General features: G+C 66.9%; 21 protein-coding genes. 8 read left to right on the top strand and 13 right to left on the bottom strand.

Going from position 1 to position 21,905, the window contains the following annotated elements; genetic code table 11:
- Window position 1: 1 nt before the first annotated feature.
- Window positions 2–1,201 carry a helix-turn-helix domain-containing protein gene (locus ACFVBH_RS06325; RefSeq protein ID WP_379000301.1) on the bottom strand — a complete coding sequence of 400 codons (1,200 nt, stop codon included), beginning with the start codon at window positions 1,199–1,201 and terminating at the stop codon, window positions 2–4.
- A gap of 482 nt (window positions 1,202–1,683) precedes the next feature.
- On the opposite strand from ACFVBH_RS06325, the gene ACFVBH_RS06320 reads away from it, so the two are divergent.
- Window positions 1,684–1,947, top strand: a complete 264-nt coding sequence (locus tag ACFVBH_RS06320; protein WP_379000299.1) for a hypothetical protein — start codon at window positions 1,684–1,686, stop codon at window positions 1,945–1,947.
- A gap of 172 nt (window positions 1,948–2,119) precedes the next feature.
- Here the strand turns inward: ACFVBH_RS06320 and ACFVBH_RS06315 are convergent, their stop codons facing one another.
- Entirely contained in the window at window positions 2,120–3,037 is a 918-nt protein-coding gene (locus tag ACFVBH_RS06315; RefSeq protein ID WP_379000297.1) for an alpha/beta hydrolase, read from the bottom strand.
- A gap of 143 nt (window positions 3,038–3,180) precedes the next feature.
- Window positions 3,181–3,807: a helix-turn-helix transcriptional regulator gene (locus tag ACFVBH_RS06310; protein ID WP_379000295.1), complete on the bottom strand. Its 627-nt coding sequence runs from the start codon at window positions 3,805–3,807 to the stop codon at window positions 3,181–3,183.
- A gap of 239 nt (window positions 3,808–4,046) precedes the next feature.
- Here ACFVBH_RS06310 and ACFVBH_RS06305 point away from each other — a divergent pair, with 239 nt between their 5' ends.
- Window positions 4,047–4,889, top strand: a complete 843-nt coding sequence (locus ACFVBH_RS06305) for an alpha/beta fold hydrolase (protein ID WP_379000293.1) — start codon at window positions 4,047–4,049, stop codon at window positions 4,887–4,889.
- Window positions 4,890–4,923: 34 nt separating this feature from the next.
- Here the strand turns inward: ACFVBH_RS06305 and ACFVBH_RS06300 are convergent, their stop codons facing one another.
- On the bottom strand, window positions 4,924–5,211 hold the full coding sequence (locus tag ACFVBH_RS06300) for a DUF1905 domain-containing protein (RefSeq protein ID WP_379000291.1): 288 nt from the start codon (window positions 5,209–5,211) through the stop codon (window positions 4,924–4,926).
- Between the two features lie 21 nt (window positions 5,212–5,232).
- Entirely contained in the window at window positions 5,233–5,613 is a 381-nt protein-coding gene (locus ACFVBH_RS06295; RefSeq protein ID WP_379000289.1) for a DUF1761 family protein, read from the bottom strand.
- Window positions 5,614–5,688: 75 nt separating this feature from the next.
- On the opposite strand from ACFVBH_RS06295, the gene ACFVBH_RS06290 reads away from it, so the two are divergent.
- Window positions 5,689–6,321 carry a TetR/AcrR family transcriptional regulator gene (locus ACFVBH_RS06290; protein WP_379000287.1) on the top strand — a complete coding sequence of 211 codons (633 nt, stop codon included), beginning with the start codon at window positions 5,689–5,691 and terminating at the stop codon, window positions 6,319–6,321.
- A gap of 409 nt (window positions 6,322–6,730) precedes the next feature.
- Here ACFVBH_RS06290 and ACFVBH_RS06285 read toward each other — a convergent pair whose 3' ends face one another.
- On the bottom strand, window positions 6,731–7,975 hold the full coding sequence (locus ACFVBH_RS06285; RefSeq protein WP_379000285.1) for a protein kinase: 1,245 nt from the start codon (window positions 7,973–7,975) through the stop codon (window positions 6,731–6,733).
- Between the two features lie 464 nt (window positions 7,976–8,439).
- On the opposite strand from ACFVBH_RS06285, the gene ACFVBH_RS06280 reads away from it, so the two are divergent.
- Window positions 8,440–9,405: a DUF2804 domain-containing protein gene (locus ACFVBH_RS06280; RefSeq protein WP_379000283.1), complete on the top strand. Its 966-nt coding sequence runs from the start codon at window positions 8,440–8,442 to the stop codon at window positions 9,403–9,405.
- 171 nt (window positions 9,406–9,576) lie between these two features.
- On the opposite strand, the gene ACFVBH_RS06275 is transcribed toward ACFVBH_RS06280, so the two are convergent.
- Window positions 9,577–10,020 carry a hypothetical protein gene (locus ACFVBH_RS06275; protein ID WP_379000281.1) on the bottom strand — a complete coding sequence of 148 codons (444 nt, stop codon included), beginning with the start codon at window positions 10,018–10,020 and terminating at the stop codon, window positions 9,577–9,579.
- Between the two features lie 178 nt (window positions 10,021–10,198).
- Here ACFVBH_RS06275 and ACFVBH_RS06270 point away from each other — a divergent pair, with 178 nt between their 5' ends.
- Together ACFVBH_RS06270 and ACFVBH_RS06265 are read left to right on the top strand one after the other, a co-directional pair.
- Entirely contained in the window at window positions 10,199–11,272 is a 1,074-nt protein-coding gene (locus ACFVBH_RS06270) for a phosphotransferase (protein ID WP_379000280.1), read from the top strand.
- Window positions 11,273–11,848: 576 nt separating this feature from the next.
- The gene (locus ACFVBH_RS06265) at window positions 11,849–12,538 is read left to right on the top strand and encodes a pyridoxal 5'-phosphate synthase (protein WP_379000279.1); all 690 of its coding nucleotides are present in this window, start codon (window positions 11,849–11,851) and stop codon (window positions 12,536–12,538) included.
- Between the two features lie 133 nt (window positions 12,539–12,671).
- Here ACFVBH_RS06265 and ACFVBH_RS06260 read toward each other — a convergent pair whose 3' ends face one another.
- From ACFVBH_RS06260 to ACFVBH_RS06245, 4 genes are all read right to left on the bottom strand, one after another.
- Window positions 12,672–13,670 carry a DUF1254 domain-containing protein gene (locus ACFVBH_RS06260; RefSeq protein ID WP_379001611.1) on the bottom strand — a complete coding sequence of 333 codons (999 nt, stop codon included), beginning with the start codon at window positions 13,668–13,670 and terminating at the stop codon, window positions 12,672–12,674.
- Window positions 13,586–14,101, bottom strand: coding sequence for a DUF1254 domain-containing protein (locus tag ACFVBH_RS06255; RefSeq protein WP_379000277.1), 516 nt, complete (start codon window positions 14,099–14,101; stop codon window positions 13,586–13,588). The genes ACFVBH_RS06260 and ACFVBH_RS06255 overlap by 85 nt, the downstream gene beginning before the upstream one ends.
- Window positions 14,102–14,210: 109 nt before the next feature.
- Entirely contained in the window at window positions 14,211–15,449 is a 1,239-nt protein-coding gene (locus tag ACFVBH_RS06250) for a DUF1254 domain-containing protein (protein WP_379000275.1), read from the bottom strand.
- Window positions 15,450–15,723: 274 nt separating this feature from the next.
- Window positions 15,724–16,458, bottom strand: coding sequence for a hypothetical protein (locus tag ACFVBH_RS06245; protein WP_379000273.1), 735 nt, complete (start codon window positions 16,456–16,458; stop codon window positions 15,724–15,726).
- Window positions 16,459–16,886: 428 nt separating this feature from the next.
- Here ACFVBH_RS06245 and ACFVBH_RS06240 point away from each other — a divergent pair, with 428 nt between their 5' ends.
- Window positions 16,887–18,362, top strand: coding sequence for an FAD-dependent oxidoreductase (locus ACFVBH_RS06240; RefSeq protein WP_379000271.1), 1,476 nt, complete (start codon window positions 16,887–16,889; stop codon window positions 18,360–18,362).
- 60 nt (window positions 18,363–18,422) lie between these two features.
- On the opposite strand, the gene ACFVBH_RS06235 is transcribed toward ACFVBH_RS06240, so the two are convergent.
- Both ACFVBH_RS06235 and ACFVBH_RS06230 read right to left on the bottom strand, forming a co-directional pair.
- Window positions 18,423–19,058, bottom strand: coding sequence for a TetR/AcrR family transcriptional regulator (locus tag ACFVBH_RS06235; RefSeq protein ID WP_379000269.1), 636 nt, complete (start codon window positions 19,056–19,058; stop codon window positions 18,423–18,425).
- 78 nt (window positions 19,059–19,136) lie between these two features.
- Window positions 19,137–20,015, bottom strand: a complete 879-nt coding sequence (locus tag ACFVBH_RS06230; RefSeq protein ID WP_379000267.1) for a hypothetical protein — start codon at window positions 20,013–20,015, stop codon at window positions 19,137–19,139.
- A 268-nt stretch (window positions 20,016–20,283) separates the two neighbouring features.
- Between ACFVBH_RS06230 and ACFVBH_RS06225 the strand changes: the two genes are divergently transcribed.
- Window positions 20,284–21,855, top strand: a complete 1,572-nt coding sequence (locus ACFVBH_RS06225) for an HD domain-containing phosphohydrolase (protein ID WP_379000265.1) — start codon at window positions 20,284–20,286, stop codon at window positions 21,853–21,855.
- The last annotated feature ends 50 nt before the right edge of the window (window positions 21,856–21,905 follow it).

Genomic DNA, 21,905 nt, shown 5'->3' with positions numbered 1-21,905 from the left:
GTCAGCTGCGGATCCCACACCACGCCGCAAAGCCGGCCAGAGTGTCGGTCGAGCGGACGTCGCTGATCGCCAACGCGTGCACAGTTTCGTGAACCTGGGGGTGGTACCGCGTCAGCTGGGGTGCGATCTTGCGTGCTCGGTGGAGCGACTCCAGAGCTTTAGTGCGGTCGCCGTGCAGCAACCAAGCTCGCGAGAGATCGATGAAGTAGTGACCGCTGCGGCTGGGTGCGGTGGTGGCAGGGAGCTGGATCGATGCCGCACGCGAGACCGCGGTGGTTCCGTCGGACAGTTCGACCGGGATCGCGACGCGGTGGATGTCGACGTTCGCCGCGCTGAATTTGGTGCTGTAGTGGTTGGCCTGCTCCTGCCGCGGTGCCACACAGCTGTCCGCCGCATCGAGGTAGTCGTCAGCTCGGTCGGTATCGCCGGTCCTGGCGGCGAGGATAGCGGCACGAAGATGCAACGCCCCACGCACGGACATCGCAGCGGCGCTCTTCGGGGCGAGATCGACATGGGTGTTTGCTCTGCTGATCGATCGGAGTCCGCCTCGATACGATCCGTCGAACAGCTGGATCAGTGCGTGATTCCATTCGCTGGTCGCGATCCGCAGCGGGTCGTCGCCGCGCTCGGCCGCAGTTCGCGCGCGCTCGTCGGCGAGGTGCGCCAAGTCCAAGTGCCCCAGTCGGTATAGCGAGACCACCGCGTTGGCGTATGCGGCAGAGAGCAATTCGTTGGCTCGCGGACGCTCGGCGGTGGGCAGTTCGTTGCGGGCATGGTGCAGGTGTCGCAGAACATTGGGCAGTGCCCGTACAACTTCCGCGTGTTTTGTTCGGCGGTCCCATGCTTTGAGTTCTGCCACCGCAGTGGTCAGCTCTTGCAGACTCAGGGGCCGGGTGTCGAGCTCCGGGTCGTCTCCTTCCACAAGTGCCTGTCGAAGTGCCGGCACTCCAGCTTGTTCCGACTTGGGTTCGGCATTGCGCGATCCGTACGGCTGGTCGGTCAGATCGACGACACCTACCGACATCGCCCTTGCCACCGCGGAGACGAGGCTGTGGCTCGCGGGCCGCTCGCCGCTTTCGACTTTGCGTAGCAGCGAGTACGAAACATTCGCCCTGCGCGCCAGTACGAGTTGGGTCAGCCCGCGGAGTTTGCGCACCTCGGCGATTCGCACGCCGATACTGACATGTCGCTCGTGGCTCATGCACTCAGCGTGCGCCTGCTGCGCCGATCTCTCAACCGATTCGAGCGCTCCAGGGCGAAGTGGCGTTTCTGTGGCAGTTCCGCGCCGCTTTCAACGGCATGCTCAGCGCACCTCGCTCGCGGTGAGCGATCAACCGAATTGGCAAGCGTCCGAATGCGCAGGAGGCCAAGGATCATGAGGCGCGAACCCACTGCTCTCGGCTATGTGAACGATGATGTGACTACTGCTTCCGATTGGGACTCGGCGCAGTGTCACCGCTTGGCCCGCAGACTTGGCTATCGGCTGATTTGGCCTTCCGCCGAGTGTGCTCTGGGGTTGGTTGATCAGATGCGGGCGGCGGACGTGGACGCCGTCATCATTCCCTCGCCTGTACATCTGGACGAGGTGACCCTGGACCGTTTGGCACAGTGCTGTGATGTCGAAACAGTTTGGCCGCGTACGACATTCACACGCTATGCGGACGGGCGGCGTGGGTGTCCGGCATGACGCCGCTGACGCTGCCCGACTACGCGGTGCTGTGTGTGCTGAGCCTGGCCCGCGACAGATTGACCCTCGATCGCGTCACAACCGAGGTTGCATCGCCGCCGTCCGGGCCGGGTGTGTCGTTGAGTTCAGACGTGGTGCGTCGGGTACTCGTACGGCTCGAAGCCCGAGGCTTGATTGATGGCGCCCAGGATAGAGGCTGGCAACTGACCCAGCGCGGTCGAATGTTGTGGGCGTCGAAGGGCTCACGCTTCACGATGTGAACGCACGGATCGGAATTCCTGCATCGCAAGGGTCCACCGGGGGTTTGTGTTGCAGCAGTAGATTCTCGAACTACTGGCAGTTCGAGGCCGACCGTGGCGAGTCGGATACGCAGACTCCCGTCGATCTGGTGGTCGCCGAGGACCTTCCACCATGTAGACCACAGCGCGCCAGTCAGGCTGTCAGGTTCAACCGGTCGCCGAGCCACATGTGGATGTCATCAACCGCCGCCTTTGCCATCTGTGTGGGGTGGCCTGTGAACCCGTGGGGTGAGCCGGGATAGACCCGGAGATCGACACTCGCACCGGCGGCCGACAATCGAGCAGCCATGGACAGATTGTCGTTGAGCAGGATGTCTCCGTCTCCGACGACCATGAGGATCGGTGGAAGACCGGACAGGTCGGCGTAGATCGGGGAGATGTCCGGGTGCGTGCGATCCGGAGCCGACCCGGCGTAGGCCGCGAGGAAGTACTCGTCGGCGATCAGACGTCCGGCCGGTGTCTGGGCGCTCAGGTCGTATGTTCCGAACTGCAGTACGGCGCCGGTGAATTCGCTGACTCCTCGATTGCGCAGGCGCAGCAGCGTCGTCATCGCCAGTGTCGAACCGGCCGAGAACCCGCCGACGGCGAGCTTCGTCGTGCCGAAGCGGTCCTGTGCGTTCTCGACAAGCCAGAGTGCGGCGGTCTCGCAATCGTCCGGAGCGGCCGGCCAGGGATGTTCGGGGGCGAGTCGATAGTCCACGCTGACAACCGCGACGTCGAGGGCGTCGGCGAGGCGGCGGTTCGCGGCGTCGCTGCCGGCGGCCGAACCCATGTAGAAGCCGCCGCCGTGGAGTTCCAGGAACACGCCTTTCGGCGTGGTGTTCACTGGAGTGTGTATCCGCACTGGGACGGTCCACCCGTTTGCGGTGACGAGCTCCTCTATGGGTGGCGGACTCGCGAGGGCAGGCTTGGCGGCGCCGGCCCGCATCGCGCGCAACTCCTCCGCGCCATTGGGACCTCTTCCGGCGGTGCGCTTTTCGTAGAACGAGTGTGAGTCGTCGACGAGAGGCAGGAGGCGAGGATCGATCAGATTGGCGAGTCCGAGGTCCATGGATGATCACCGTACGGATCGTCAGTCTCCTTGGCATCGCGGCCCCTTCGGCACGGCCGATTCGGCAGGCTCGCGACAGTCGGGGAGTGCGGACTTCGGTAGCCGACACGTCGAGGGGCGAACCTCAAAGTCCGGAACACTGATCAGCCGAACTGAAGACCCGACGCCACCAACGAACTGAGGGTGACCCCGAACACCGCCCGGAAGACATCACTGAAATGCGAAGGCGACGAGAACCCGGCATCGCTCGCCGCGCGGGAGAAGTCGCAGCCGCGCGATACCGCGGTGGCGGCATGCACTATCCGAGCCCACTGGATGTATCGGCGGTAGCTGGTCGAGGTCTGTTCGCCGAACAACCTCAGGAAGTGGGAAGTTGACAGACCCAGATCCGCCGCATGGGCCGCAGCGCGATGAGCCAGCGCCGGATCGGCTCGAATCAGACCGGCCACCAACGGGATTCGTGCGTCGATCGGGCGACCGTCCGGCAGACTCGCCAATCCCAGCAAGGCATCGACGTCGACCGCCCCGCAGGAAACCGCGTCGATCAACACTTCTTCCCGCGGGTGGCCGATTCCCATGGGCCCGTGCATATGCCGCAGACTCGCGAAATCTCGGGCGGACCTGCTCCCTGCCGGGTCGAAATAGCAGAGCAGTACGCAATCGCCGAGCGCATGAACCCGATGGGTCGTCCGCGCCGGGATCACCGCGCTGCCGACAGCGATATCCGGCAGTCCGTCGGCCTGCAAAACCACCGGCGCGTCGACGCCCACAACGAGCTGCGCGGTCGCGGTGGAATGGAAGTCGCCCCTCGGTGGCGGACCTAGGTAGAGGCAGTGCCCGTCCCGCACCCATGCCGTGGGCGTCACCATCGACCACACGTTTCTGGAAGTGCCCCACCACCCATGACTGTGACGATACGGGCGCGCCCGACACGGTGTCGTGCGCGGCGGGAGAGGCAGTGATGGTGTCCGAACCAGATGCGTTGCGCCGGTGGCACGATGGCGGCGAGATGATCGAACTGATTGTTCGCGGGGCACGGCGGCGGGTATTCGTCCGAGTCTCGGGCAGCGGGCCCGCGCTACTGCTGATGCACGGTTTTCCGGCGTCGTCGTTCGAATGGGCGGAGCTGGAACCGGAGTTGGCCCGGCGGCACACCGTCGTGGCCTTCGACTTCCTCGGGTACGGCGCGACCGAGAAACCGGCCGATCACCGGTACAGCATTTTCGAGCAGGCGGACCTGGTCGAAGCCCTCCTGGCCAAGCTCGAAATCCAGGACCCGTCGGTGGTCGCTTACGACTATGGCGCGATCGTCGCCACCGAGTTGGTGGCCCGCGCCGTCAAGACATTCACGATCACGCGGTGTGTGCTCTTGAACCACGGGCTGTATGCCCGGCTGTACCGCCCGCGGCCCATTCAGAAGCTGACCCTCGTACCCGGCATCGGCAGATTGCTCGCATACGCGCTCAATGAGCGACTGTTCATTCGGTCGTGGGGCGAGGTGTTTTCGGATTCGCACCCGTTGGATCCCGCCGTCGCGGCGCTGCACTACCGAGCATTGCGCACCGGCGCTCCCGGCCGGGACATTCACCGTCGCCTGCTGCGGTACATCCCGGAACGCGCGGCGAACCGTGAGCGCCTCGAAACCGCGATGGCCACCACCGAAGTTCCGCTTTCGTTCCTGTGGGGGATGCAAGATCCGGTCTCCGGCGCGGCGATCGCCACCGAACTACGGCGCGATCGACCTGACGTCGACCTGGTCGAATACGCCGACGCAGGTCATTGCCCGCACATCGAAGCTCCCGACCGCGTCGCCGCGGACATCATTGCGCGGACGGCGCCTGCTCGACCCTGATGATTGGCCCCTGAACCACGAGACCGATTGCCGCTCAGGACAATCGTTCGGTCAGCCGCACGGTGACCTCATCCCCATCACCCTTCCCGATCTGCCGTCGAATAGCGGCGGCGACGGGAAGCTTGTGGGTGCCGTCGCCGAGCGCCATGAACGAGGAGGTGAATGCGACACCGTCCACCGTCCCTTTCACTTTGACCAACCCGCGTGTCCCGAATATGCGGGCCGAGTCGGGGAGTTGCACACACGTCCACGTGTCGCCCGCGCGAACTTTTCCGAGGACGGCGTTGAAGGTGATGTCGAGGGGTCCCGGTGCGGTGGTCATGATGCTCCTGTCGAGTTCGGCTCAGATGAACAGTCCGAGTACCGCGCCGCTGATCACGAGCTTGAGGATCCAGTCGGACATGTGAACCAGCGCGGTCGGAATGGGAACGTTCTCGTGGACGATCGCGCCGCTGAGAATGGTCACCGGCAGAACCGCGACCAGCGCGCCCAACGCGGCCCCGGATCCGACGCCGTGTCGGTCACCGGCGATCAGCAACGCCGCAAGTACCGCGGCCGCGGCGAGTCCGCGCAGCATGACGAACGCGATCTGCGCTGGCATGCCGATCCCGGGGCGTGGAGTGCTCGTTCGTGAGATCAGCGCGGCCACGGGAGGTGTCGCGTACAGCATCGCGCTGACCACGAACGAGACGATCGCTGCGGTTACCACGCCTACGACGATCATGGCGACACTCCTTAGTACTGGATAGTACTAAAATAGAATTCCTTCTTAGTACTGTCAAGTACTAAAATGCCCGTCATGAGTAGTGCACGCCGTGGTCGTCCGTCCGGGAAATCCGGCACCGAACTATTGGCCGTGGCCCGCGAGGTGTTCCTGGAGTTCGGCTTCGCGGGTGCGTCGATGGACGAGATCGCTTCCCGCGCAGGGATTTCCAAGGCGTCGCTCTACCGCGAGCACCCTTCCAAGGCCGGGCTGTTCGCCGCGGTCGTGCAGGACTGGGCGGCCGCCGGTCGCCACGCGATGCGGCCCGCGCTGGCCGCGCTGGAGTCCGCCGAGGACATCCGTGCGGGTCTACACGCCTGGGCGCGAACGCTGCTGGCGGGCGTGCTCTCGCCGGTGGTGGTCGAAATGCGCCGACTGGTCACCGCCGAGGCCGCCCGCAGACCCGAGATCGGGCAGACCTATCTGCACGAGAGTTGGGGAAGGAACATCGCCGATCTCGCGACGACACTGCGTGCACTGGACGCCCGCGGAGTGCTGCGGATCGCCGACCCCGAGACGGCCGCCGAACAGCTCACCTGGCTGGTCGTGGGAGCGCCCCTGAACGCCCGGATGCTCGATGCCGACGCCCCGCCCAACGATGCGGTCGACGCGGCGATCGACCTGTTCCTGACCGCCTACAATCCGGTTGAGACACGCCGGAGCTCGTGAAAGCCTGTTCGGGCACTGCGGCTTCCGGCCGACGGGCGCGACCCACGCGGGAACCGCCGAAGCAATCATCGTGCGTGAACCCGGACGGAGGAGCCGTCGATGCCCTGTCGCTGCCCCCGCCCACCGCGACGCGGCCGAACCAGGCTGCGAACCAGCACATCGAACGTCGGCGCGTCCGGCCAGTCGGGTCGCATGGTTCCGAACTTTCCGCCAACCCCATCGCGAGTATCGGTCGTACGCGCGGTCGTTCTGTGGGGCGACCAGCAGAGTGCCGCGTTGTTCCGCGCGCCTGCCGAGTAGCCCGTCTTGCGGGGCGCGGGTGAGTCCGTGTCCGGCATAGTCGGTGCACACCATGATTTCGCTCAGCGCGAAGGTGCGGTTGCCGGTTGTGGTGCGCTCGAGCGGTGGTCTACTTCTCTTTCTTTTCCTTCTTGTCCGGCCGGTCGGGCTTGCTCTCCGGGTGATCTTCGATGCTGGGTCGGGCCCACCGTGAATTGCGGCCGTTGGCAACGGTGCATTCCAGTGGCGTGCCGTCCTTGGCTGAAGTTGGTCTATCCGTACCGGGATCACAGGGCTGACCGGCTTCGGGTGCCGGCCCTGCGGCGGTCACGTCGGCGCCCTGTGAGGTTGACCCCGGTGACATCGTTGTCGGCACCGAATCTTGCTCGGTTCCCTTGTACTGGTGCGAAATCCACGCGAGGGTACCGACCGTGGCAAGGACAGCGGTCGCCATCGTCAGCCACCTGAGAGGAGTGCCAGGTCGTTTCGCGGGTGGTGCTGCCCGTTCGGACCAGGGCCCGAACTCGGTCTGCATCGCCGTCGTCATCACAGCGGTCGGGGGCGTGTTCGTCAGCGCGGTGCGGGCCGCGTTCGCGAAAGCGCCTGCGCTCGGGTAACGCTGGTTCGGATCCTTGGCCATGCCCCGTGCGATGACGTCATCCAACCCGGCGGGAATGCGGGGATTCACGTGCGCGGCACGCGGGGGAGCTGTGTGGAGATGATCGTGTATCTGCTTGGCGGGTTCGGTGTTTCCGAACGGTTTGGCTCCGGTCAGGCATTCGTACAGGACACACGCCAGTGCGTAGATGTCCGAACGCGGGTCGGCTGTGCCATGGAAGCGTTCCGGTGCCATATAGGGCAGGGTGCCGATGGCCTGGCCGGTGGCGGTGATCGCGGTGTACCCGGTGTAGTGCGCGGTTCCGAAGTCGATGAGATAGACGAAGCCCGACGGGTGCACCACCGAATTCGCGGGTTTGATGTCGCGGTGGACGAGACCGGCCCGGTGGATGACATCGAGCGCCGCGGCCACCTGCGCGATGATGTCCACCGCGGCCATCGGGCTCATCGGCCCGCTGTCCCGCAACGTGACCGCAACGTCGACGCCTTCGATGTACTCCATATCGATGAAGAGCCGGCCATCGATGTCACCGAAGGTGTGGATAGTGACCAGATGTGGCCCGCGCAGGCGCGCTGCGATCCGCGCCTCCCTCTCGAACCGCTGCCGATACCCGGTGTCGGCGGCCAGCTCGGCGGGCAAAACCTTCAGGGCGACAACGCGATCGGTCTTCGTATCGTGTGCCTGCCACACCTGCCCCATCCCGCCCTCACCGAGCTTGCGTTCGAGACGGTATTGACCGAACCATGCCTGGCCCATCGACTGTGCTCCCTCACTCCGACCGTGCTGGGTCAGTACTACCCGATATAGAGGCGTCGGCCACCAATTGCGGCAAGCGAGGGATCGCTGGGCGGTTCGGCGTAAGTCAGTTGCAGCAGTTGGGATACGTGACCGCGCTCGAGGCTGAGAGGGCTTTCCGTTGGACGCGGTGGAATACGTACATGCCGTTGGCGGTGCTGAGCATGGCAGGCGAAGGGCTGCTCGCCGATCGCGTCATCGCGGGTGCCGCGTTCCTCGTAGCCGGGCCGGGTGTGTCGTTTAACGAGGATTCGGTCCTGCGCGTCCGTGCACGCCTCGAGGCACGGGGGCTCGCCGAGTGTGTTCGCGATCGAGGGTTCTCAATTGTGGCGCCGCGTACTGTGCGAGATGGCCGCGGTGTTCGGACGCGCGGACGTGTTCACGCTTTGTGTACGTGACAGCGCTGTTAGTGGTCGGAGGTCCCAATGGAGCGTGAGATCACCGCGGAGGTCGACCTCTGCCGACCCGACGGCGGGCTGAACCCGGCGGCGGTCGGGTGGACGCGGCAGCCGTTGCATCGGGCCAACCTGCGTGGCTGGGGGCGGTGCAAACGGTGGGAGTACTGGGGGATCGTCACGCCGAATCACATCGTCGGCATTGTGGTGTCCTCGCTGGATTACGCAGGAGTGCACGGGATTTACGTGCTGGACCGAGAGACCGGCGAGGAGACCGTGCGGGACGCGGTGGTGCCGCTGGCCCGGGGCACGGTGATGGCCGAACGTAGTGGCGTAGGCGTGACATCCGCGCGCGGCGGCGGGGTTCAGATCGAACTGCGGGAGGACGAGACGGGCAGCGCCATCGAGGCGAGTGCCCGCGGCGTGCGGGTATCGGTGCGGGTGCCCCGGCCGGCCGGTCACGAGTCGCTGGGCGTGGTGGTGCCGTGGAGCGATCGGCGCTTCCAATACACCGTCAAGGATGTCGGCCGGCCCGCGTCCGGGACGCTGACCCTCGGATCGCAGGTGTATCCCATCGAGGACGCTTTCGCGGTGCTCGACCACGGCCGGGGGAAGTGGCCGTACTCGATGACCTGGAACTGGGCGGCGGGCTGGCGGCCCGGACTGGGAATCCAGTTCGGCGGCAAGTGGACCGAGGGGACCGGCAGCACCGAGAACGCGATCATCGTCGACGGTCGGGTCCAGAAGATCGGTGACGAGCTGCGGTGGGAGTACGACACCGCGAACTGGCTGGCACCGTGGTCGATCACGGGGGAGCGGGTCGAGGTGGAGTTCCAGCCGTTCCACGAGCGGGTCGCGACCTCGAACCTGATCGTCGTCGCGGGCGAGACGCACCAGTGCTTCGGCCATTTCGCCGGTCGGGTGCGCGCGGACGCGGGGTGGCTGGACCTGTCAGGTGTCGTCGGGTGGGCGGAGGAAGCGCGCAACCGCTGGTGATCGACGCCGCGACGGCCTGCTGTCGCGGCTACGAGATTGCCGCCGCGACAGCGCTGATGAGCGTGCCGGCAACGGCGCGCTGAGGGGCGGCCCCACCGGGCTCTCGACCACTGTCATCGGATCCTGCGGCGGACCCGCCCGGCTCGATTGTGGCCCAACGCAACTAGACACTCACGTGTCGTACTCCCCGCTGTCCCACGGTTCGGAGAACGCCATGCAGTTCCCGGGATGCAGCTCTACCCACCACGGGTCGTCCTCCTCGTCACCGGGCCGGGCGATGAGCCCGAAGACCGTGCCGAACGCCTCGTGCTCGAAAGGCGCGACCTCGATGCGCGTGAAGGTCACCTCGCCCAGTTCCCGCAGGCGCTGCTCGTACAGCGCGGTCCGCCGGGCGTTGTCCATGGTCGCGCGCGGCCCGAACTCGTCGATCCGCGCCTCGGAAAAGGTTCCGTCCGCATCGAACAGGTACAGCGCGACGAACTCGTTGCCCTCGTCCGGCCCGCTCGGGGGCTCGAACGCCGAGGTGAGGAAGAACTGCCTGCCGTCGGCGGTCCTGCCGACGTGCTCGGCGTGATAGTCGTCGTGGTTGATCGCGATCAAAGCGGGCTTACCCATGGCGCGGACGGTATCTCGAGTGTTCGGGACTGTCAGCAGCTGTCGCGAGTACGGCCACCGCAAACTGCGGTCGCGGCCGATGTCTTGCCCTGGACAGGGCCGGTTCGGGTGAATACTGTGCACGGTAATGTGATTCTTCTGGAATCAGAACGGCATTATCGTGTGCTCGGAGGTAGCAATGACCGTCGAAACCCTGCCGCTCCCGCAGGACTGGGACCAGATGACACCCGAGTGGATGACGGTCGCGCTCGCCGGACACCATGGCGATGCCCGGGTCGAGTCGGTGTCGGTCGATCTTCGTGATGACGGCACCAATCGCCGGGCGCGGCTCCGGCTGACCTACTCCTCCGGCTCCGGGCCCGCGACCGTGTTCGTGAAAGCGGCGGATCCGGATCACAAAGAGCTGATTCGAATGACCAGCGGCATGTTCCACGAACCTCGGCTGTACAACTCCGGAGTGCCGCTGCACCTGGAACACCCGCGGGTGTACACCGCGCTGATCGATGAGGCGGCCTACGACTTCGTCATGGTGATGGAGGACCTGTCGGCCCGGGGCGCGGATCCTCGCGACGCCACCCGTCCGCTGACGGTGGAGCAGGCGGCGTCCGGTGTTCGTGGCCTGGGGCGGATGCACGGAAAGTACTGGGGCTCCAGGGTTCTCGACCATCCGGATCTCGGTTGGCTCGAGCCGTTCGTGCCGTGGGACGGCATGGAGATAGCGCCGTTGCCCGCCGCCCTGGAACGACTCGGCCCCGATGCCGCGCCCGAGGTGCTGGAGCTGACCATCGGCGCGCTGATCGACGAGATCTGGAAGCCGTACATTCGCACGCTGACCACGACTCCGCAGACGCTGCTGCACGGCGATCCGCACATCGGCAACACGTACCTGCTCGAGGACGGACAGCTCGGGTTCCTCGATTGGCAGGTCGCCAGGCGGGGAAACTGGTCCCTGGATCTCGGCTATTTCCTGCAGGGCGCGCTCACCATCGAGGATCGCCGCCGCAACGAGCGGGATCTGCTCGACATCTATCGGGACGCCCTGGCCCTGCCTGCGGCGGAGCTGCCCAGCCGCGAGGAGATTCTCCTCGGCTACCGTGCCTCGGTCGCGCACGGCCTGACCCTGTGGCTGTGCACCGCGAGCGCGGGCGAGTTCTGGCAGCGGCCGGACATCGCTCTGGCCCTGGCACAACGCTATTCGGCCGCCTATTCGGATCTGAACACCGCCGGCGCCATCGTCGAACTCGCCCGCTGACAACCGCGAACTGGCTGGCGCCGTGGTCGATCACGGGGGAACGGTCACGAATCGTCGCGGAGAACCGCGGCGGCCGGGATCTTACCGGTGGGTGCGCACCCACGCGGTACGCCGAGAAGCCGGAACGCCGACAACGTTCGCGGGCGTGCGCAAGCCATCGACGCCGAGCCGCGATCGGGGCGGGATAACGGGCTGGATCGGGCCCTTGTTCGGGCGGCGCCGCGATCAAGGCTCTGGGCGAGCAGGCGCAGCCGTTCGATGAAGCCTTGCTCGGCGACCTCGTTCTGGAACATCAGCTGCTCGACCGTGCTTGACAGGTCGAGGCCTGGTCTTGATGACGAACGGCTTTCGGAGACTCGAGCAACCGGTGTCGCGCGAACGATTATTACGCAAGGCAAGAGGCCTACCGGCGTCGTTTGCCCGCTGGGGGTGCTTCCACGGTGTTGCCGGTCCGATGCGCGTTCACGCGGGCTCCCGTGCTATCCCCGCGAGCGGGAGACCCGCTTCGCTGCGACGGCGACCAGATCGTCATAGGCTGCCTCGACGGTCGAGTTCGGCTTCGGGGGAGATGCTTGTATGGTCGCGAACAATTCTCGGGCAGGTGCGCCCGCGCAAGTAGGGGTGCGACAGCTGTTGCGCGGACTGCCGGTACTCAAAGGCGCAGCGCCACAGTTCGATACCTCGGCCGCACCTGATGACCCGGCGGATCTGTTCGTCGAATGGCTATCGACCGCAATCGAATCCGGTGTCACCGAACCGCACGCGATGACGCTGTCCACTGTGACCGCGGAAGGATCGCCCTCGGCCCGCGTGCTAATCCTGAAGGATCTCGACAGTGCGGGTTGGCATTTCGCGGTACAGGGCGAGAGCCGCAAGGGCCGTGAGCTCGCCGCCCGGCCGGTGGCTTCCCTGACCTTCTACTGGCCGCAGCTGGTGCGGCAGGTCCGCGTGTCGGGCCCGGTGGTGGCCGACGGCAGGGACATCGCGGAGGCGGACTTCCTCGCCCGGCCGATAGGCTCTCGGGTGATGGCGCTGACCGGGCGGCAGAGTCGGCCGATGGCCGATCCCGGTGAATTGGACGACGCCCTGGACGTCGCCGCGCTGGCCCTGGCCGGTTCGCCCGGTCATGTTCCCGCGCAGTGGATCTCGTACGCGCTACAGGCCACCGAGGTCGAGTTCTGGCAGGGTGATCCCGAGCGTCGCCACCACCGCCTCGTCTACCGCCTCGCGGATGGGGCGTGGTCGCGAAAGCGCCTGTGGCCCTGAACCATGACTCGAGCCCGCCGGCTGCGGACGACAGGACGTGCACCCATGCCTTCCGGCCGGCGAACTCGCCACCTTCCACCCCGGTGACCGGCCGGCCGACTCGGCTTTCGATCCGGCTGTCCGGCACCCGGACTCAGCTGGTCTTGCGGACCGGCGGGATGTACTTGACCAGGGTCGCGGGATCCTTGGCATCGGCCTCTGGCAGGTAGATGCGGTAGTTCAAACGGAACTGGCCATCCGCTGCCGAGGGGAGCCAGTTGCTCGCGTGGTCCGCCGGCTCTTCGCGCTGGATGTAGATGTCCAGCGAGCCGTCGGGGTTCTTGGTGAGGCCGGGGGTCCGGTCGCCGATGGAGTAGCGGTCTATCGGATTCTTCACCAGCTGAAAGTCCGCGCCGTACATGGTGATCGACCAGAACCCGTTGGGCAGCGTGGGCGGGATCTGGTCGGCGTCGAAATGCAAGACGTACCGCTGGGAGCCGTCCAGCAGCGCGCCGTCGCCGTCCTCGTAGGTGCTGAAGTACTCGGCCTCGTCACGGTCGTGGACGAACAGTCCCTGCAGCGAGCCCGCTGCCCGGTCGAAATAGTTGACACCGTAGGTGCCCGGTTCGAGGTTGTTCCAGCGGGTGGGGTACGGGGTGCCGCGGTACTTGACCTTCCAGTCCATCACCTTCGGGCCGTCGATCGCGGCCTGTGCCAAGCCTTTTCGCATCGGCTCGCTGAGGGCATCGACGTTCATGGGTTCGCCGAGGGTGATGCCACCGCGGCGGAGCAGTTCGATGGCGGCGTCATTGCCCGGGGCGGGCGGGTTCTCGGCCGCCAGATCGGCCACCGTTCGGAAGAACGCGAGATCGCCGTCGTAGTGCGGGCGGGCGCCCAGGTCGGGCACGCCCGCCCGGCCGTGCGCGGCGGGGTCGCTCCAGTTGGACAACGAGGTGAGGCTGAATCGGTCTTGCAGCGCATTGACTTCGGCGAGATCATCCGCGTCGCCGGGCAGTACGCCGATGCGAATGGCGAACATGACGCTGTTGTCGGGCACCCGATGTTCGATCACTCCCGGCGGCAGTTCGCCGCGCCAGTCCGGCCCCACGAACGCGTGGTCGCCGCCCTTGCCGCCGGTTGCTCGGGTGCCGATGTAGAAGACGTTGTTGGTGTAGGTGTCGGCGACCTCGACCGACCAGTAGCGGTCCATGTGTCCGGCGCGGTCAGGATCATCGGCTCATCGCGAAGTTCCAGGAGCGCGCCGCTGTACACGGTGTCGTTGTTCGGCGTGTACGGCATCGTGTCGTCTGCGGTGGCAAGGGTTTTCATGTGACCGATCTGGTTGAGCGGAGCGGCCGGCGCATATGCCTTGGCCTTTTCCAGCGCGGCCGGATCCATGCGCAGGGCGCGCTCGCGTTCGTAGATCGTCAGCGGCAGCCCGAACACGTAGTTCTGGATGCCGACCGAATAGGCCCACTGCTGCTCGGCGTCCGCATCCGCCGCACGGGTGTCCGAACTCGGGGACGAGGAATCCTCCTTGGGCTGATCCGCTCCGCTCGAACATGCCAGCAGGAGAACGGACAAGCCGATACACGCCGCGGGGATTCCGATGTAACCCGAGATATGTCGCAGCGAGTGGGTACCGATACGGCGTGCGTTCACATCGACGCTCCAATCCTGTTCCGGAGTGGTGTCAGACCTCGAAGACCGGGAGCGGGTATTTCCCGTCGCGGATGTCCTGGTTCGGGCCGTACATGCGCAGGATGACGTAGCAGTCCTTGTCGGGGATGGGCAGGTAGCCGGGGTCGTCGGCGTGTGCGGCGGCGTCGGATCCGAGTTCGAGTGCGTAGTAGCCGTCCGCGTCGGGGGTGAGGGTGCGGTCGCCGCGACTATGGCGGTTGATGGTGTTGTGTGCCATGAGCCGGTTGTCGTTGCCGTAGACGGTGAACGACCAGAATTCGCTCACCGGGGGCGGTAGGAAGCGGGCACGGTAGGTCTTGCCGCCGGAGCCGTTGAGGGGCAGCCCGTCGGAGCCGGTGTCGATCTTCAGATACACCGATTCGATCGGGGGCAGCCCCCACTGGCCGAGGAAGGTGCCGATCGCGAAGGTGTCGCGAGGCGTGTGCTGTAGATCCGCGCGGGTGCCGAGCAGCTCCTCGGAGTTGGTCAGCTGCGGGGCGAGTTCGTGGATGCGCGCCATGCCGAGTCGTTCCCCGCGTTCGGCCGCTTCGAGTTGCTCGGGGGTGAAATTCGTTGCACCGGAAGATAACCCGATCTCCCGGTAGCGATCGAGCCAGTCGGCGTCGGCGACGGCCATGTTTCCCAGCGTGAGCACGAAGCAGACCCGCTCGAGCCAGTTCGTCGACGCCGGGTCCGGGTAGGCGCGGGTGATCGGATCGGGCGCCGGGGTGCCGAGGAAGTCCGACAACGTCTGAAGAGTCCACCGGTCCTGCAGATCCCGGGCGGTGGCCAGATCATCGCCGCCGACGGTCATGATCCGGCCCATGACCTTGATCAGGTCCGATTCCGACCGCACGACCTCGTCGACACCGGGCGGCAGCGCGCCCGCCCACGTGCTGCCCGCGAACAGGAATCGCCCGCCCGCGGTGCCGCGGGTGCGCGAGCCGATCATGGCGTTGGTGTAGTGGCCCAGGTCCATGGTGTGCAGGATCCAGTAGCGGCCCGCGTCGAAGTCGGGGACGGTGACCACCACCGGCTCGGCTCCGACGTCGAACCAGCCCTGCAGGTGCAGTGTGTCGTTGTTGATGGTCGGGTGCGCGGTGTAGGTGTCGTCGGCGAGGTCGCGCAGCAATTGGAACCGGTTCAGCTCGGCGCCCGGCGCGATGGTCGTCTCGTGGAGGAACTTGTAGGCCTCGTCGATCGAGTATCCGTACAGGTAGGCGTCCCTGGCCAGGTCGTCGGAAATCGCCACTCGATCACCTCTCGGTAGGACGAATCTGCTTGAAGGGCGCACTCCGGGTCGACCGGTCGAGGCGGCCTTCCACCACTGTGTCCGGCGCGGGCTGCGCCCGCCTCGTCCGATTCGGGTGAGATTCGTCCCCACGAGCGACATCGCCCACCTCACCCGCGGCGGTGGAGTGCCCACGCAGGGATCGACAACAGGTCCGCGACGTCGCTGTCGTGATTCATGCCGGAAAGGCGGTTGGGCCGTGAGCCGCGAGAACTCGCCGCCGACACCGCCTGGGCTAAGCGCCGCCTCGCCCGCCGCCGTACAACCCCCAGCGGTCGAGTCCTGAATAGCGCAGCGCAACACGTGCCTCGGGGAAGTCCAGCGCTTCTGCTTCGCCGGTGTACATCGCCAGCAGCGAGTCCGCGCCGCGCCACCAGGTATCGGCGAGGCCGCGCACCTCGCCCACCGGTTCGTAATCCCTCAGGTCGACATCGTCGATTTCATCGCCGGTCAGCCTGGTGACCTGACGCGCGCAGGCGGCGGCGTGTGCGGCCAGGGCGAGCGATTCCACCCAGCCCTCGACCGTCGAATGCAGAGCCACCCATCCGGCCCGCTCGACCGCGATCCCGAACTCGCCGGCCGGGCCGATCATGAACGCATAGGGCACCGCGGTCCGCTGGGTGCCGGCCTCGAACCACCATCCCTCGGCATCGGACTCGGGACTGTCGGGGTTGAAAAAGCGTGGGCCGCCGTCGTATTGCGGTGCGGGCGGCAGATGCAGGCCACCCCATGTCGCCTGAAAGGCCGCCATCCGATCGATCAGTCCCGCCGGAACGCCACGCTCGAGCCACCACTGCCGATGGTCTTCCACCGGCTGGACCTCGACCTTGACCCCGTGCACGCCGACATACGAGCGGGCCCGCGAGGTCAGGCCGTCGGGAAGGGCTTCGGCGGGGCGCGGGATCACCCCGAGGAGGGTATGCGATGGATTGACTCCCGACCATCGCGAATGAACGACGCTGCGCCCCATATGCAAATGCCGAGGAGTCCACCGCACTACCTCGACCCGAAACGCCCGAGACTATTCCAGCGGGGCTGGCGACCGCGCCTCATCTCGGGCACGATCGACGATCTCGCTGAGCCGCCCAGGTCGGTGCGACCATGTCGATCGCCTGCTCGTTGCTGTGCATAGTCGTGGCTCGCCATACGAGGAGACCGGGTGCGTCCTAGGTAGGTAGGAGGCTTCGGATCGGGGGCTCCGGACGGCCTGCCTATAGGTCGATATGCGCATCTATGCATTGGGCCTCGGATGGGTCCCCAACCCGCTCGCAGTGAGCGTGAAAACCGTTGACTGCCCTGAACGCCATCGGATGCCGTGAGCCCTCGAACCGGACCGTTCCCGATCGTTGACAGCCCCGCTAACCCGGTGGTTCCATTGTTGATAGCAGGGAGTTTGCGATGAGATCTTCCGACGTGAATCCGATCCCCACACACTCCTGCGACGTGTGCGTCGTCGGCGCCGGGATCGCGGGACTCAACGCCCTGTTCGTCGCCGGCCGGTATCTGAGCCGCGATCAGAAGATCATTCTGGTTGACCGGCATCCGCGGGCCGGGGGGATGTGGGTCGACGCCTACCCGTACGTCCGGCTGCATCAGCCGCATCCGCTGTTCACCGCGGGGGATATCAAGTGGACGATCCATGAGGACCGGTCCTACCTCGCGAGCAGGAGCGAGGTGCTGGAGCATTTCGCGCACTGCGTGCGGGTCATCGGGCAGCGGGTGCGTGTCGAGGAGTTCTACGGTTGTGACTACGTGTCGCACGAGGAGGCCGAGGGCGGCGTGCGGGTCAGCTGCACCGGGCCGGACGGTCTACCGCTGGAGATCACGGCCACCAAGCTGATCAAAGCCTTCGGGGTGAACGTCGCGCCGTTGGACCCGTTGACCGTGTCGAGCACGCGCGTGCGGTCGGTGTCGCCGAATTATTGCGACGTGCGCGCCGGCGAGATCGCCGACAGCGAGGCACCCGTCTGGATCGTCGGTGGCGGAAAGACCGCCATGGACACCGCGGCGGCGCTGATCGCGGCCTGCCCGAACCGGGACGTCAACCTGATCGCCGGTCCCGGAACAGCTTTCGTGAATCGTGATCGCGTCGTGCCGCCGGGCGCGCGCCGGTGGTGGGGCGGTGTCATGCCGAACCGCGTGTTCATGGACATCGCACGGCGGTTCGACGGCACGAACGAAGCCGAGGTGCAGGACTGGCTGCTGGCCAACGTCGGGCTCTCGGTGACCCCGCAGGCGGACAACTTTTTCGCGGGGCTGCTGTCGGAAGCGGAGGAGCGGGCCATCCGGGCGGGACTGCACACGGTGGTCATGGGTCACCTGCGGGACGCGGTCGACGGTGCGGGCGGAGTCGATCTGGTGTTCCGCAACGGCGACACCGTCACGACTCCGGCGGGCAGCTGGATCGTGAACTGCACCGGCTACCTGCTGCACACCGACACCCCCTACGAGCCGTACGTGTCGCCGGGCGGGTCGGTGCTCTCGATTCAAACACGTTCGGCGACATTCGGATTCCTCTCCTTCGGCGGATACTTCCTGACCCACTTGATGTTCCGGGACAAACTCCGCGAAGTGCCGCTGTACGCGGTCGACTCGGACGAGATGCGGGCCAGGACCCGCACCGCAGCTCCGCTCGCGTACGCCGCCCTGGCGCTGCACCTGCACAATCTGAGCCTGATCTACGACGCGCTCGGGGCGTCCGTGTTCCTGCGGTGCGGGCTCGATTTCGACCGCTGGTACCCGATGCACCGGCGCATGGCCGACACGGCGCACTTCGCACGGACGCATCGGCGCGACCGCGAACACAACCGGCGGACTCTCGAAACCATGGGTGAGCGGTTCGGTGTGCACTGCGGGCCGGTCGTCGACAACTGAGCCGGCTGGTTCGAGTTCGCTACTGCGCCAATGACTATGGCGGAGGGTGACCGCGTGTGATCAGGCCGGGGCCGGCCCGCCGTACACCGCCAGCGTGTTGTCGATGCACCGGGTGATGAACACGTCGTCGATCGGCTTGTCGCCGACGAGGAGGCGGAAGTACAAAGGGGCGGACATGGTTTCGATGACCTCACGGGGATCCTGCACGGCGGCCAGCTCCCCGCGTACCACGGCCCTGACGACGATCTGCGCGCTGCGTTCGAACCGATCGTCCCAGAACCGCCGCCGTGCGGCATCCACCTCCGGATCGGAGGAGAGTGCGATCGCGGTTCCCACCAGGCGCGCGAACCCCGGGCGCGCCAGCAGCTGCGAAACCTGTTCGGCGAGTAAGCGAAGGTCGGTCCGGACCGCGCCGGTGTCGGGCATGGGGTTGCCGTCCTCGGCCAACTGCGCGATCGCGTCGGCTATCAGCGTGGTGCGCGTGCCCCAGCGCCGGTAGATCGTCGTCTCCGCGACGCCGGCGCGGGCGGCGACGTCCCCGATGGTCAGTCCTTCGATACCGTGCTCGGCGACCTGTTCGAGGGTGGCCGCCAGCACCGATTCCCGTACGCGGGCCGATCGTCCGCCGGTGCGCTTTCGCGGCTGCGGGGATGCCACCGGCTGCTCGTCGTCGGTATCGCGATCGGGTTCGGCCATGGTCCAGTTCTACTCGACGGCGCTCCGGAACGGAGTGTGCGGTCACCGGGCACGCCGACCGTCCCGCGCACGTGGCGGTCAGCGCAGATACGCCGTGATCCAGTTGCCGAATTCGCAGGCGAGATGCCACCGGTGCTCGTTCACGTAGAGCGCCGGTAGCGCTGCGGGAAAGGCGACTTGGAGTCGGCCGCGGAAACCGCCCCCCGGCTCGTCGCGGAACTGATGGCGGACGCTGCCGATGATCTCGCCGTCGGCCAGGGCCGCGACGCCGGAGACGGCGAGGGGATAGGCCGGGTCCGCGGGGATCACCACCCGCGCGCGATCGTGGTAGTCGACGAAGAATTGGCTCGCGAGCACGGCGCCGCCGGTGACCTCGATGACCTCCTGCCTGCCATCGGGCAGCGTCGCGATGATGTAGTGATCCGGGCACGCGTCGGTCCAAACCGCCCGGTCGTCGGTGACGCGGGCGCGATCGAACCAGTCCAGGAAACCCTGCGCGGTGCCGCGGTCGCTGGCGATCTCGGTGACCGAGTACTGCCAGCGACCACCCGATGCGGCCGTGCCCGCGCGGGCCGCGGACTCCGAGGCGACGAGCTCACCGGCGAGGAGTTCACGCAACCCATCGGGGCCGATCGCCAGGCGGGCCCGGGCCAACGTCGCCCGCGCGGCGGGAACGTCCTCGACGGTCACACTCAGCCGAGCAAGCAGCGAATCCAGCTCGCCCGCAAGCAAACCGACGTAGTCCCTGCGCATTCGCGCCGCGGCGACCGACAGCCTGCGGCGTTCCCACTCGACAATCTTGATCTGGTCGATCACCGTGCCGTCGATGTAGGTACGCAGTCCCGTTGCCGGCGTTTCGGGAGTTGCGAAGCTGATGCCGGTTCCGGTGGCAACCGCCGCACCGGCCACGGCTGTCGCGCCCGCCGCCTGCGTCATGAAGCTTCTTCTGGTCAGCATTGACCGATCCTTTCGGGTGTCCGCCCGTTCGCGGCGCGGGTGGGCACGCGAGGAGCTGGTTCTTAACGCAACTAATAATTGCGTTAAGACCAGCTTCTGTGATGCGCGTCCCCATGTCAATGGGTTCCGCATGATTAACGCCAGAATTGCTTGCGTTTACGCGCGTGGGATCTGTTCGGTCGATGTGCCGGCTTCCCCGGCCGCATCGTCACGCCGAACACGTCGAAGTCGGGCGCCGCCCGCCGCCCGCGGCGCATATGCTCACCCCATGACCCGTACCCCTCGGGACCCGGGTGTTTCCCTGGCCGCGCTGCTGGCCGCGTTCTCCTTCGCGATGGACCTCGGTCTGGGTCAGCCCATGGCGCACGTGCTGCGGTCGTGGCGGTTGGCGGCGCGGCTCGGAGAGCAGGTCGGGCTGGGTCCCGAGGAACGGTCGGACCTGTACTACACCGCGGTGCTGGCGTGGGCCGGGTGTGTGGCGGACGGACCCGAGGTCGCGGCGTGGTTCGGGGACGACATCGCCTTTCGCTCGGACACCTACACCGTGGATCTGCGCGGGATGAGCGGCGCGGCGTTCTTCCTGTCGCACGCGGGATCCTCGGGGCCGATCGCGCAGCGCGTGCGCAAGACGGTGACGATCGCGACGACGGGCGGCCGCGACATCGAGCGGGGGCTGATGGCGCACTGCCTGGCCACCTCCACCATGGCCGAACGGCTCGGATTGGACCCGGCGGTGGGGGACTCGCTGCGGCAGTTCTTCGCGCGCTGGGACGGCAGGGGAGTGCCCGGCGGCATCGGCGGAGACCGAATCGGGCTGGGAATGAGGCTCTTTCATCTCGCCGATGTCGTCGAGGTCATGCATCGCACCGCCGGGATCGACGCCGCGATCGAGGTCGCCCGGGCGCGGCGCGGAACCCAGTTCGATCCGGTGGTGGTGGACGCCTTCTGCGCGTCGGCCCGTGAGCTGCTGGCGGACTCCGACATCGAACCCGACCACGAGGAGCTCATCGCCGCCGATCCGGGTCTGCGGCGCGATCTCACCGGCGCGGAACTGGATTCGGCGCTCGAGGTGATCGCCGACTTCACCGATCTGCGTTCGCCGTACCGGGCCGGGCATTCGCGCGGGGTCGCCGATCTCGGCGGCCGGGCCGCGGCCGTCGCCGGACTGCCCGAGGCCGACATCACCCTGGTGCGGCACGCGGCGCTGCTGCACGACATCGGGCTGCACGGGGTCCCGGCCACCATCCTGGACAAGCCGGGAGCGCTGAGTGTGACCGAGCGCGAACGACTTCGGATGAATTCCTACTACACCGAGCGGGTCCTGGCCCGGCCCGCCGCGCTCGCCCGAATCGGGGCGGTCGCGGCGCTGGCGTATGAGCGCCTCGACGGTTCCGGGGCGCATCGCGGACTGACCGGGTCGGCGATTCCGGTGACGGCGCGCCTACTGGCGGCCGCGGATACCTACCGGGCGATGGCCGAGCCGCGCGCCTATCGAGATGCGCTGCCGCCCAAACAGATTCTCGCCGAGCTGCGTGCCGAGGTGCGCGGTGGCCGACTCGACGCGACCGCCGTCGACGCGGTTCTCGAGGCGGCGGGTCAGCCCCGAGGCAGGCGAGGCGCGGGTCCGGACGGGCTCACCCCGCGCGAGCTCGAGGTGCTCAGGCTGATCGCCCGGGGCGCCTCCACCCGTGATGTCGCGCGCGCCCTGGGCATCGCGCCGAAAACCGCGGGCACCCATATCGAACGCATCTACCTCAAGACCCGATCCTCGAGTCGATCAACGGTCACGCTGTACGCGGTGCAGCACGGTCTGCTGGACACCCTCGTCGCCGATTCGTAGGGAGAACACCCGACGACACGGGGTCGGCTCGCGCCTAGCGTTCGATGCAC

Source organism: Nocardia sp. NPDC057668, assembly GCF_042799795.1.
Classification (GTDB): Bacteria; Actinomycetota; Actinomycetes; order Mycobacteriales; family Mycobacteriaceae; genus Nocardia.
Note: the sequence above shows the minus strand (reverse complement) of the source record. Positions and strands in the feature narration are given on the sequence as shown.

Coding starts and splice junctions, on each gene's coding strand:
- ACFVBH_RS06295 (WP_379000289.1), bottom strand. CDS start 5,613: ATGATCGTCGTAGGCGTGGTAACCGCAGCGATCGTCTCGTTCGTGGTC.
- ACFVBH_RS06325 (WP_379000301.1), bottom strand. CDS start 1,201: ATGAGCCACGAGCGACATGTCAGTATCGGCGTGCGAATCGCCGAGGTG.
- ACFVBH_RS06285 (WP_379000285.1), bottom strand. CDS start 7,975: ATGGGCCAGGCATGGTTCGGTCAATACCGTCTCGAACGCAAGCTCGGT.
- ACFVBH_RS06235 (WP_379000269.1), bottom strand. CDS start 19,058: ATGGCCGAACCCGATCGCGATACCGACGACGAGCAGCCGGTGGCATCC.
- ACFVBH_RS06320 (WP_379000299.1), top strand. CDS start 1,684: ATGACGCCGCTGACGCTGCCCGACTACGCGGTGCTGTGTGTGCTGAGC.
- ACFVBH_RS06290 (WP_379000287.1), top strand. CDS start 5,689: ATGAGTAGTGCACGCCGTGGTCGTCCGTCCGGGAAATCCGGCACCGAA.
- ACFVBH_RS06280 (WP_379000283.1), top strand. CDS start 8,440: ATGGAGCGTGAGATCACCGCGGAGGTCGACCTCTGCCGACCCGACGGC.
- ACFVBH_RS06300 (WP_379000291.1), bottom strand. CDS start 5,211: ATGACCACCGCACCGGGACCCCTCGACATCACCTTCAACGCCGTCCTC.
- ACFVBH_RS06305 (WP_379000293.1), top strand. CDS start 4,047: ATGATCGAACTGATTGTTCGCGGGGCACGGCGGCGGGTATTCGTCCGA.
- ACFVBH_RS06270 (WP_379000280.1), top strand. CDS start 10,199: ATGACCGTCGAAACCCTGCCGCTCCCGCAGGACTGGGACCAGATGACA.
- ACFVBH_RS06225 (WP_379000265.1), top strand. CDS start 20,284: ATGACCCGTACCCCTCGGGACCCGGGTGTTTCCCTGGCCGCGCTGCTG.
- ACFVBH_RS06240 (WP_379000271.1), top strand. CDS start 16,887: ATGAGATCTTCCGACGTGAATCCGATCCCCACACACTCCTGCGACGTG.
- ACFVBH_RS06245 (WP_379000273.1), bottom strand. CDS start 16,458: ATGGGGCGCAGCGTCGTTCATTCGCGATGGTCGGGAGTCAATCCATCG.
- ACFVBH_RS06230 (WP_379000267.1), bottom strand. CDS start 20,015: ATGCTGACCAGAAGAAGCTTCATGACGCAGGCGGCGGGCGCGACAGCC.
- ACFVBH_RS06315 (WP_379000297.1), bottom strand. CDS start 3,037: ATGGACCTCGGACTCGCCAATCTGATCGATCCTCGCCTCCTGCCTCTC.
- ACFVBH_RS06275 (WP_379000281.1), bottom strand. CDS start 10,020: ATGGGTAAGCCCGCTTTGATCGCGATCAACCACGACGACTATCACGCC.
- ACFVBH_RS06265 (WP_379000279.1), top strand. CDS start 11,849: ATGGTCGCGAACAATTCTCGGGCAGGTGCGCCCGCGCAAGTAGGGGTG.